Consider the following 10,275-nt stretch of genomic DNA (forward strand, 5'->3'; position numbering starts at 1 on the left):
CGGCAAGAGGAGATTTGCAAGCTCGTCCTCAAAATGCTCAGGGATCAACCCTCTCTGCCAGTCATGACCTTATGAAATTTAAGGGCGGAAAGCCGTCAGGCTTTCCGCCCTTATGCGTCGCGCCGCTGTCGTCCGTTGCGGCGGACAGGCGTCGGCGCGACGCGCCCTGCGGCCACGCGGCCGCAGGGGCGGGAACGGATCAAGTTCATCTTTCCCCCCGGAATGAGGCTCTCTCCGTTCCCAATGTTCAATCCATACTCCTAGTGCGCCCAGAGCAGCTCAGAATACTTGGGCAGCACCCACAGGCTGTCCTCCACCAGCCTTTCCAAAGCGTCGGCATGAACGCGACATTCGCTCATGACGGGCAGAATGCGGTCGCGCGCTTCCCTGGCCTGTTCCAGAGGGGCCTGGACGCTCTGTGTTTTTTCCACGGCCTTTTCCAGTTTTTCCACACCGGCCTGCAGGGCCGTGATATGGTTATGCAGCAGCTTGAAATATTTCTCTTCGCACGCGGCGGCCTTGTCGCCCAGCACGGAGCGGGTTTTGAGCGCCGCGTCGGCGGCTTTGGTCTGCGCTTCGAGGCACTGCGGCAGCACCATGGTACGCACCATGTTGGCCATCAGGTTTCCTTCAATGCAAAGAGTTTTTCCGTAATTTTCAAGTAATATTTCCTGTCTGGCCAGAATTTCACGCTCACTCAGAATACCGTGTCGCAAAAAGACGTTCATCACGTCCGGGTCACTGTAATGCTCAAGAGCTGTAACGGTATTGTTATAATTGGGAAGGCCGCGTTTGGCCGCTTCTTTGGGCCAGGAGGCGGAATAGCCGTTGCCGTTGAACACCACCGGCATGTGTTGCCTGAACAGCCGGGGCAGCAAATCCTGCAAGGCCGCATTGAGCCTGGTTCCGGCGGAAACGGCGGCCTCCAGTTCGGTGGCGATGTCATCCAGAGCGCAGGCTACCGCGGCATTGAGCGCGATATTCACCGGAGCCACGGACTGCGAGGAACCCACGGCCCGGAATTCGAACTTGTTGCCGGTAAAGGCGAAGGGGCTGGTGCGGTTGCGGTCGGAAAGATCCACCGGCAGAGGGGGCAGTGTGGAAACGCCCACCTCCATGACCGGATTTTTTTTGTTTCTGGCATGACTGCCGTGAATGATGCCGTTCAGCACTTCTGTGAGCTGCTCGCCCAGATAGACCGAAAGAATGGCTGGCGGCGCCTCATTGGCGCCCAGGCGGTGATCGTTGCCCGCCCCCACAGTGCCCAGGCGCAGGGCCGTGCCGTGCTGGTGCACGGCACGCAGCACCGCGGCCAGAAAGACCAGAAACTGCGCGTTGTCCTGCGGCGTGGCGCCGGGATTGAGCAAGTTCTGGCCATCGGAATCGCACAGGGACCAGTTATTGTGTTTGCCGCTGCCGTTGACTCCGGCAAAGGGCTTTTCATGCAGCAGGCAGACAAAGCCGTGCTTGGCGGCCATATGCCGCATCATGTTCATGGTCAGCATATTATGGTCGCAGGCGATATTGGCTTCTTCATAGACCGGCGCGATTTCAAACTGGCCGGGGGCCACCTCATTGTGCCGGGTTTTGGCGGGAATGCCCAAAGCCAGCAGTTCATTTTCCACATCCTGCATGAAGCTCATGACTCTGCCGGGGATGGCTCCGAAGTAGTGATCCTCCATTTCCTGCCCCTTGGGCGAAGGCGCGCCCAAGAGGGTACGGCCCGCCAGCATGATGTCCGGTCGCAGAACTGCCATATTCCTGTCCACCAGAAAATATTCCTGCTCAGGGCCGACCATGGCCCGCACATGGCTGGCCGAGTTGTTGCCGAACAGCTTCAGGATGCGCAGAGCCTGCCGGGACAAGGCTGAAATGGAACGCAACAGCGGAATCTTACGATCCAGCGCCTCGCCGGAATAGGAATAGAAATAGGTCGGGATATGCAGAGTCGCGCCGTAGGGCTGGCGGATGATGAACGCCGGCGACGAGGGATCCCAGGCGGTGTAGCCGCGCGCCTCAAAGGTGGAGCGAATGCCGCCGGACGGAAAGGAGGAGGCGTCCGGCTCGCCGCTGATCAGCATCTTGCCGGAAAATTCGCTGATGACCTGCCCGTCGGCCGACGGAGCGAGAAAGGCATCGTGCTTTTCCGCGGTCAGCCCGGTCATGGGGTGAAACCAGTGCGTATAGTGGGTGGCGCCATTTTCAATGGCCCAGTCTTTCATGGCGTTGGCCACCACATCGGCGATTTCCGGATTCAGGCGTTCGCCGTCGCGGATGGTTTTGGCCAGCTTGCGGTAAACATCTTTGGGCAGTCGCTTGCGCATCACGGCAAAGCCGAAGACGTTGCGCCCGAAAATCTCGCCGGCCTCATGCGACTTTTCCTCCTGGCTGGAGGGAACCACCGGCGTTGCATCAACTGCCTTGAATACCGCCTTGTTGCGGAGGGAACTCATACCATCGTCTCCTTTCATTTCAAAAAATATGAATGCCTACAGCGCGTCTTCACCGCGTTCGCCCGTGCGGATGCGCACCGCGTCCCGCACATCGCTGATGAATATCTTGCCGTCGCCCACCTGACCGGTGCGGGCTGTGGCCGCCACGACATTGAGCACCTTTTCCAAGGCCTCGTCGTGCAGCACCAGTTCAATCTTGATCTTGGGCAGGCAGTCCACCTGCATGGTGGTGCCCCGGTATACTTCGGTATGCCCGCGCTGGCGACCGAAGCCCCTGATTTCCGAATAGTTCATGCCGTGAATGCCCAGCTTTGAGAGCTCTTCCTTGACCCTCTCCAACATGCCGGGCCGGATGATGATTTCCAGTTTCTTCATGAGATGTCCCCTTCGCCGCTTGCGGCTTACAGCGAATAGCCGCGTTCGTTATGCTCACTCAGATCCAGGCCGACATATTCCGCTTCAGGCGCCACGCGCAGCCCCACAATGGCATCCACGACGCAGAGCAGAAGACGGCTCACCGCATAGGCGAAGACCCATGTGCCCAGCACGGAGATGAACTGCACCCAGAGCTGATGTGGATTGCCGTAAAACAGACCGTCCACGTCGTTGATGGCCGCACTGGCAAACAGACCGGTGGCAAGCGCGCCCCAGGTGCCGCCCAGACCGTGGATGCCCACCACGTCCAGCGCGTCGTCATAGCCGAACCTGTTCTTGAGCAGCACGCCGCCATAGCAGACCATGCCGCCTATAAAGCCGATAAGCATGGCGGGCAGCAGGCCCACAAAGCCCGCGCCGGGCGTGATGGCCACCAGACCGGCCAGAGCGCCGGAAATGGCGCCCAGGCTGGTGGGCTTGCCGGTGCGCCTCCATTCCACCAGCATCCAGCCGAGGATGCCGCAGGCCGAGGCCAGATGGGTGGTCAGCAGGGCCTGACCGGCCAGCGAACCGGCGGCCAGGGCGCTGCCAGCATTGAAGCCGAACCAGCCGAACCAGAGCAAGCCGCCGCCCAGCAGGGTGAAGGGCAGATTATTGGGTGTGAAGCTCTGCGGGCCTGTGGACAGCCGGGGGCCAAGAGCCTGGGCGCAGGCCAGCGCGCCCGCGCCGGAAGCCATATGAACCACCGCGCCGCCGGCGAAGTCCACAGCGCCCAGCTTGGCCATCCAGCCGCCGCCCCAGACCCAGTGGGCCATGGGCGCATAGGCGAGGATCATCCAGAGGCCGGAGAAGAGCAGCATGGCCGAGAAGCGGATGCGCTCGGCGTATGCGCCGGAAACCAGTGCCACTGTCAGAACCGCGAACATACACTGAAAGGCCACAAAGACGGTGTGCGGAAGATTGGAGGCCGCCGGAGCGGCCGTGCCCTCGACCCCGTTCAGGAACAGATAGGAAAAATTGCCGATCAGGCCGCCGACGTCCTCGCCAAAGGCCAGGGTGTAGCCCACAAGAGCCCAGAGCACGGTAGTCAGGCCCAGACTGGCGTAACTGTGCATGTGTGTGGAAAGCACATTGCGCGCACGAACCAGACCACCGTAAAACAGGGCCAGAGCCGGGGTCATCAGCATGACCATGGTGGCGCAGATAATGATAAAAGCCGTATCCGAAACGTTCATCCCAAAACTCCCTTATGGCCGCTGCCGCCCGCAACTTCCGTCGTGTCGTCTTCCCGGGAACGACACGAACCTGGCACCTGCGGCGGGCCCATCCGGCCAGACCAAACTCTGAAGATGCAGTCGGCGTCTCTCTGCACCCTGGCGCGGCACATGCCGCGCTTTCCGGCATCCTGTAGGCACAATCCGTGCCAGGGCCGGACGGTAAAGGCGCATGAGACGTATCAATATGATTTTAATGAATATTTTTAAATGATGTGGAACGGATGAGGCTGAAGACGGTTTGCGATGGAGTATTTTTTCTACAAATTTGTCGAAAAAAGAAAAAGTCCTTCGCCCCATGAGGGCATCCGAAGGATTCATTTGCGGGATAGTGTTGAATGACAGTATGTTATAGGATATATTTAAAATCTACATTTATGTTGTTTTTATAATGCGTCGATGCCGCCAAACAGGCAAGGCCGCCCTTATTGCGCGAAACAGCCCCTTTTCAGCGAGGCTGCCCGCAGGGCGCGGGCTATGTGCAAAATCTACATTTTGGATGATTTGTATTCAGGCGTCATGGTCAGCGGATCGCCCCCCCTTACGGGCGTGGCGAAAGCTCTTATAGTTGATGCCGTATTTTTTCAGGCGCAGCCCCATGATTCGCTCTGTCAGCCCCAGGCTGGCCGCGGCCCGGCCCATCTGCCCGCGGCTGGATTCCAGGGCTTCCACAATACAGGCCCGCTCCAGTTCATCCAGACGCTCCCGCAGGCTGCCGGTCAGGCCAGGCCGAAGAACGCAACGATCCTCACCGTTGTGGCCGGCGCAGCGCATGCTGTGCAGAGCGGGGGGCAGATGCTGGGGCAGCACCAGGCTTTCGCGGCCCAGCAGCAAGACGGCGCGCTCCATGACGTTCTCCAGCTCCCGGATATTGCCGGGCCAGTCATAGCGCTGGAGCATATCCATGACGGCCAGGGAAAGGCGCACATTCCTCCGGGCGTTGGCGAGCGAGTATTTTTGGATAAAGTGGCTGGCCAGAGGCAGAATATCCTCAGGCCGCTGACGCAATGGGGGCAGAAAAACAGGAAAAACATTGAGGCGGTAAAACAAGTCCCGGCGGAATTTCCCCTCCTCCGCCATCCGCTCAAGATCGCGGTTTGTGGCGGTGATGAAGCGCACATCCACATGCAGGGTCTCCATGCCGCCCAGACGCTCAAAGGCGCGCTCCTGCAAGACGCGCAACAGTTTGGCCTGGGTCATCAGCGAAAGTTCGCCCACCTCGTCCAGAAACAGCGTGCCGCCGTGCGCCAGTTCGAAGCGCCCCTTGCGGGTGGCGCTGGCCCCGGTAAAGGCCCCGCGCTCGTGTCCAAACAATTCGCTTTCAATGAGGTTTTCCGGCAGGGCCGCGCAATTGAGCGAAATGAAGGGCCGGGCCGCGCGGGCGCTGGCCGCGTGGATAGCCTTGGCGGCCAGTTCCTTGCCGGTGCCGGACTCGCCCTGCAAAAAAACCGTGGTGGCGGACGGAGCCACCTGCGCAATCTGGGCATAGACCTTCTGCATGCTTTCCGAATTGCCTACAAATCCCCTGGGGCGCAGTGAGGGCGGACTTTCCTCGTCCATTCGCTCCTGCGTTTCCAGCGCCGCATGCCCCAGCAAGGTGGCGATGATCAGCAGCAGACGGACTTCATCTTCCAGGGTGGCGGCGTCCGCCAGCAGGCGATCCACGGAAAGCGCGCCCACCACATGGTTGTTGAGGCGAATGGGCACACAGATAAAGGATATGCCCTCTTTTTTCAGATCGCGCGAGCGGGTCTTGTTCAGAAACAGCGGCTCTTCGGAGACATCAGAAATATACATGGCGCGACCGCTTTCAATAACCCGACCGGTGATGCCTTCACCGCGCACATACCGACCGCGCTGGCGCTCCGCGGGTTTGAGTCCGTAGGATGACTCAATGCGTATCTCGCCGGTCTGCGGCGACACCAGGGTGATGGCGCCGCGCATCATGTGCAGATGCACGGCCATCAGAGCTAAAGCCTTGTCCAGAGCCCGCGCCACGTCGCTGGCGGCATCCATGAGCTGCGCCAGTTCCTGCAACAGGCGAAGTTGGCTCTCACAGTGCGCGTCAATGGACGCCGGCTGCGGGGACGGAACGGCGACAGGCGAGAGCGGAGAGGCGGATTTGGCGCGGGGCATGAAGCAAAAATAGCTCAGGCCGCGCGCTCTTGCAACGCTTCGGCAAAAACGGATACCCCCTTCCGCCGAAGAAGTGGAGGGCACGCGCGCCGCTGCTGCCGTAGTCTGACCATACTGCGCGCAATGCAAGCCTTGACACGCTGTATACTTTCCCTTATGTGATGTCTTCGTCCGTCCCCATCGTCTAGCCGGCCCAGGACAACGGCCTTTCACGCCGTCGACAGGGGTTCAAATCCCCTTGGGGACGCCAAAAAATTGGACACTCCACCGGCTGAAGCCGGTATAGCCCCTGCTGAAGCAGGCTAAAGCCATCCCTGCTCAATCAGGAAAATATCATCAGCATCTTCCTGTTGTGCAATGTATTGCTTGACCACCCCACCGTTCACATTGCCGTTGCGACAGCAGAAATAGCCGCGCGCCCACAATGGCGTCCCCGGTACTGGCGGCGCAACAAGGGAAATTCGTTTGTCACGGCATGGGCGGTTCGGCCTTTCAGTTGCCGCGTCAGCCTGCTCACAGCGCGGTCTGGCGGAATCGAAACCACAAGATGGATATGGTCGGGCTCCTCTGTATGCCCTTTGAGTATTTTCACCTGATGTTTCTCACAGATGCCGCGTATCAGCGACCTGGCCCTCCGGGCGATGCCGTCTGAAAAAATTCTTTTCCGATACGTGGCGTGGGTGAATTGAAAAGACACTGTGGGGCTTTTGCCATAGTTGCTCATGCCCGCAGCCTGCAAAAGAAACACTGAAGCCGTCGCCTAAAGGTGGGGGGGACCCTCCTGCGGGAGACAATAAAAGCAAACTGTTTCGACGACCGCTTCAAGAAACCCTGCTCGGGATCGCGGGGCGCAGATGGAAGGAGAAGAACATGCAAATTCCCGTGGTGCGCAATATTCTGGAAGCCAACGAAAAAATGGCGGCCCATGTGCGGCGGCGGTTGAGCGAGCGCAAAATTCTGGCGCTCAACCTGATCAGCTCTCCCGGCGCGGGCAAAACCTCGCTGCTTGAGCGAACCCTGCGCGATCTGGCCGGGAAATTTCGCATGGCGGTCATCGAGGGCGATCTGCAAACCGACAACGACGCCCGCCGGGTGGCGGCCACCGGAGCGCAGGCCGTGCAGATCAACACCGATGGCGGCTGCCATCTGGACAGCAATATGGTGCTTACAGCGCTGGACAGCCTGAAACTGGACGGCCTGGACATCCTCTTCATTGAAAATGTGGGCAATCTGGTCTGCCCGGTGGAATTCGACTGCGGCGAAGACGCCAAGGTGGCCCTGCTAAGCGTGACCGAAGGCGACGACAAGCCGGAGAAGTATCCCCTGCTGTTCAATCTGGCCAAAGCCCTGGTGCTGAACAAGGTGGATCTGCTGCCCCATGTGGACTTTGATATGGCGCGCGCCCGTTCCTTTGCGACCAAGCTGAACAAAGACCTCAGTGTTTTCGAGGTTTCCTGCCGCGACGGCGCGGGCCTGGATGGCTGGTATGCCTGGCTGCGCAGGATGCGCGAAGGGAAAAAGGCGTCATAAAGCCGCCCGGCCTTGGCGCGCCTGTCGGCGGCTGGCGAAATATCCTTGCGTTGAACCGTTATCCCGCAAACCTTCCGTGCAAAACATGATACAGCCCCAGCGCGGCCAGCACGGTAAGGGCCAGCGCCTGGTACATGCCGCCGTAGCCCATGGATGGCGCCAGAAAACCGAAGAGGTACGGCCCCAGGCCAATACCCATATCAAAGAAGATGAAAAAGGTCGTGGTGGCCTGGGCAAAACGGGAACGTGAAACCAGGGAAAGGGAGACCGCCTGGCCGACGGATTGAAAGTTGCCAAAGCCTATGCCCAGCGCCAGACCGGCCAGCAGCAGCGTCCGGCCGTTTTCCGCGCGGCCCAGAAGCATCAGGGAAAGCGCGGTCAGCAGCAGCATGGGGTAAAAAATGATATTTTCGCCGCGCGTGTCGAACAGGCGGCCCGTCAGAGGCCTGGTGGCCAGAGCGCCCGCGGCGTACAGCAGAAAGAACACGCTGGCCGCCCCGGAAAGGGCGCGCTCGGCGGCGAACGAAGTCATAAATGCCTGCACGCAGCCGTAGCTCGGGCAGACCGCCAGAGCCACGAGGGAAAAACGCACCACGCGCGGGTCAATGTAGCTGTTCAGACTGAAGAGGGCGCGATGGCGGCGGCGCATGGAAGGCAGGGCCGCCAGCCCGAAAAAGATGAGCGCGCAAAGCAGGGCCATGCCCACATTAAGGCGCATCAACGACGCATAGCCCATGCGCGCGCCCAGGGTGACGCCTAAAAACGGCCCCAGAGCCAGGGCCAGAACCGTGCTCATGCTGAACAGGCTGACCCCGAAACCATGATGCCGCTGTGGAATCACACAGGCCACAATGGTGCCCGTGGCGGTTCCGATGACGCCCACGCCTGCCCAGAAGCGTTGCGCGAACAGCAGCCCCAGAGAATCCACCAGAAAAAAACCAGCCATGCTGGTGAGATACAGCAGCAGCCCGCTGAAAAGAACCGCCTTGCAACCAAAAACAGAGAGCAGGTTGCCGCTGACAAAACGCCCCAGCAGGCAGCCGATGACCATGATGCCGGCGGTAAGGCCGGCGGCGCTCAGACTTGCCCCGAAGGTCTGCCGGGCATAGGAGGTGCTGGTGACAAACGCCAGATAATAAGCGGTCATCACCAGCAGGTTGATCAACGTCACCACAGTGAAGTTGCGGTTGCATATCTCCCGCAGTGTCCGCCACATGCCCGTGTGGGCTGTGCTTGCCGCCTGCTGGCGGCGAATGCGGCGATCAGGCATGCTTATCTCCCGCGCAACCAGCCGTTGCGGGCGCAACGGTTAAGTGTTTTCCTCTCCCCTGTCAAGAGCGAATGCGGCCTGCTCTTTCCGCCAAAAATACGACCGGGCCATTGCTTCATGTTGATTTCGCAGGCTTAGAATTCAGAGACGCGCCCACATGGGCGCTCGGCATGCCGGCTATGGGCCCCGCCTCGCTGCGCCTGTCGGCTTTCGCATCGACAAAGCGTTTTTGAAATAAAAACAGGCAAACACCGCGGCGCAAGGAAGCGACTCTGGATATGACCTGCAAATGGATCACACTGACCAGCCGCGCCTCACCGATGCCGCATAGGCATTCAGAGATGGCGAAATGAACGCTTATCCCTGTAAAATTATTCCCCACCACAACTACCCCTTGGCAGAAGGGCACAGGCCGTGCTAAAAACATATCGGGGGTTGGCTATGTCCAAAAAGAACAGCGCGTCCCTGGCGGACTTTCTGGAATTCATGAACCACAAGGGGCTGAACACCACATCCCAGCGGCGTGTCATTGCGGAGGCTTTTTTTGAGCTCCCCGGCCACCACACGCTGGAAGAATTTTATCAGCACATCTTGCGACGTGATCCGGGTATCGGCCAGACCACGGTTTACCGCACCCTCAAGCTGCTCTGCGACGCCGGGCTGGCCATGGAAATCCACTTCAGCGACGGCATTACCCGCTACGAAGTGGCCCGGCCCAACAGCCACCATGATCATATCGTCTGCCTCTCCTGCGGCAAGATTGTGGAAATCTGCGATCCGCGTATTGAAAAACTGCAAAATGAACTGGCGGAAAAGCACGGCTTCAGCCTCAACGGCCATGTGCACAACCTTTACGGCCTGTGCGCCGACTGCCGTAATGCAAAGCCTGAAGACCAGCCGCCCCGCTGACGCGAACGTCTTTTCAGAGCCACGGGCGTAACGCATCCCGCCCTTTCAGAACGCTTTCGTGTTTTGGAGGTCGTCTTTCTTTGTTATGAACTTGACATTCATTTTCATATTAGACATGCTTGTTCAGCGGGATAGACCGGGGCGGCTTCATCAAAGCGCCGTCCGCGAAAAGCGGAATTTTTCAAACGCAAGGGCACGGCAAACATTGGGCGAAACTGATCAGACATGCCGCGGGTTCAATACCGTCCGACGGACGGAAAAGGCGGCTCTGCAGCAGGTTGGGCAACGAGGGTTGCCCCTGACATGCCCCGCATGTCTCGCTTGCCAG

General features: G+C 59.6%; 8 protein-coding genes and 1 tRNA gene. 3 read left to right on the forward strand and 6 right to left on the reverse strand.

The genetic code is table 11. The annotated features are described in order from the left end of the window. Positions 1 to 260: 260 nt before the first annotated feature. From ACQRA4_RS12885 to ACQRA4_RS12900, 4 genes are all read right to left on the reverse strand, one after another. Positions 261 to 2,453, reverse strand: coding sequence for a glutamine synthetase III (locus ACQRA4_RS12885; RefSeq protein WP_427823469.1), 2,193 nt, complete (start codon positions 2,451 to 2,453; stop codon positions 261 to 263). A 36-nt stretch (positions 2,454 to 2,489) separates the two neighbouring features. Continuing rightward, positions 2,490 to 2,828: a P-II family nitrogen regulator gene (locus ACQRA4_RS12890; RefSeq protein WP_427823470.1), complete on the reverse strand. Its 339-nt coding sequence runs from the start codon at positions 2,826 to 2,828 to the stop codon at positions 2,490 to 2,492. 26 nt (positions 2,829 to 2,854) lie between these two features. Continuing rightward, entirely contained in the window at positions 2,855 to 4,063 is a 1,209-nt protein-coding gene (locus ACQRA4_RS12895) for an ammonium transporter (protein WP_427823471.1), read from the reverse strand. A gap of 549 nt (positions 4,064 to 4,612) precedes the next feature. Further along, positions 4,613 to 6,238: a sigma-54 interaction domain-containing protein gene (locus ACQRA4_RS12900; protein ID WP_427823472.1), complete on the reverse strand. Its 1,626-nt coding sequence runs from the start codon at positions 6,236 to 6,238 to the stop codon at positions 4,613 to 4,615. Between the two features lie 173 nt (positions 6,239 to 6,411). Between ACQRA4_RS12900 and ACQRA4_RS12905 the strand changes: the two genes are divergently transcribed. Beyond that, positions 6,412 to 6,488: transfer RNA gene (locus ACQRA4_RS12905), tRNA-Glu, on the forward strand. 132 nt (positions 6,489 to 6,620) lie between these two features. Here the strand turns inward: ACQRA4_RS12905 and tnpA are convergent. After that, positions 6,621 to 6,962, reverse strand: coding sequence for an IS200/IS605 family transposase (gene tnpA / locus ACQRA4_RS12910; protein ID WP_427823473.1), 342 nt, complete (start codon positions 6,960 to 6,962; stop codon positions 6,621 to 6,623). Between the two features lie 146 nt (positions 6,963 to 7,108). Here tnpA and hypB point away from each other — a divergent pair, with 146 nt between their 5' ends. Next, positions 7,109 to 7,768, forward strand: a complete 660-nt coding sequence (gene hypB, locus ACQRA4_RS12915) for a hydrogenase nickel incorporation protein HypB (protein WP_427823474.1) — start codon at positions 7,109 to 7,111, stop codon at positions 7,766 to 7,768. Positions 7,769 to 7,826: 58 nt separating this feature from the next. Here hypB and ACQRA4_RS12920 read toward each other — a convergent pair whose 3' ends face one another. Beyond that, positions 7,827 to 9,038 carry an MFS transporter gene (locus ACQRA4_RS12920; protein WP_427823475.1) on the reverse strand — a complete coding sequence of 404 codons (1,212 nt, stop codon included), beginning with the start codon at positions 9,036 to 9,038 and terminating at the stop codon, positions 7,827 to 7,829. Between the two features lie 441 nt (positions 9,039 to 9,479). Here ACQRA4_RS12920 and ACQRA4_RS12925 point away from each other — a divergent pair, with 441 nt between their 5' ends. Beyond that, positions 9,480 to 9,947, forward strand: a complete 468-nt coding sequence (locus ACQRA4_RS12925; RefSeq protein WP_427823476.1) for a Fur family transcriptional regulator — start codon at positions 9,480 to 9,482, stop codon at positions 9,945 to 9,947. Positions 9,948 to 10,275: the final 328 nt, after the last annotated feature.

Source organism: Desulfovibrio sp. SGI.169 (assembly GCF_050313595.1).
In the GTDB taxonomy this organism is placed as follows: domain Bacteria; phylum Desulfobacterota; class Desulfovibrionia; order Desulfovibrionales; family Desulfovibrionaceae; genus Desulfovibrio.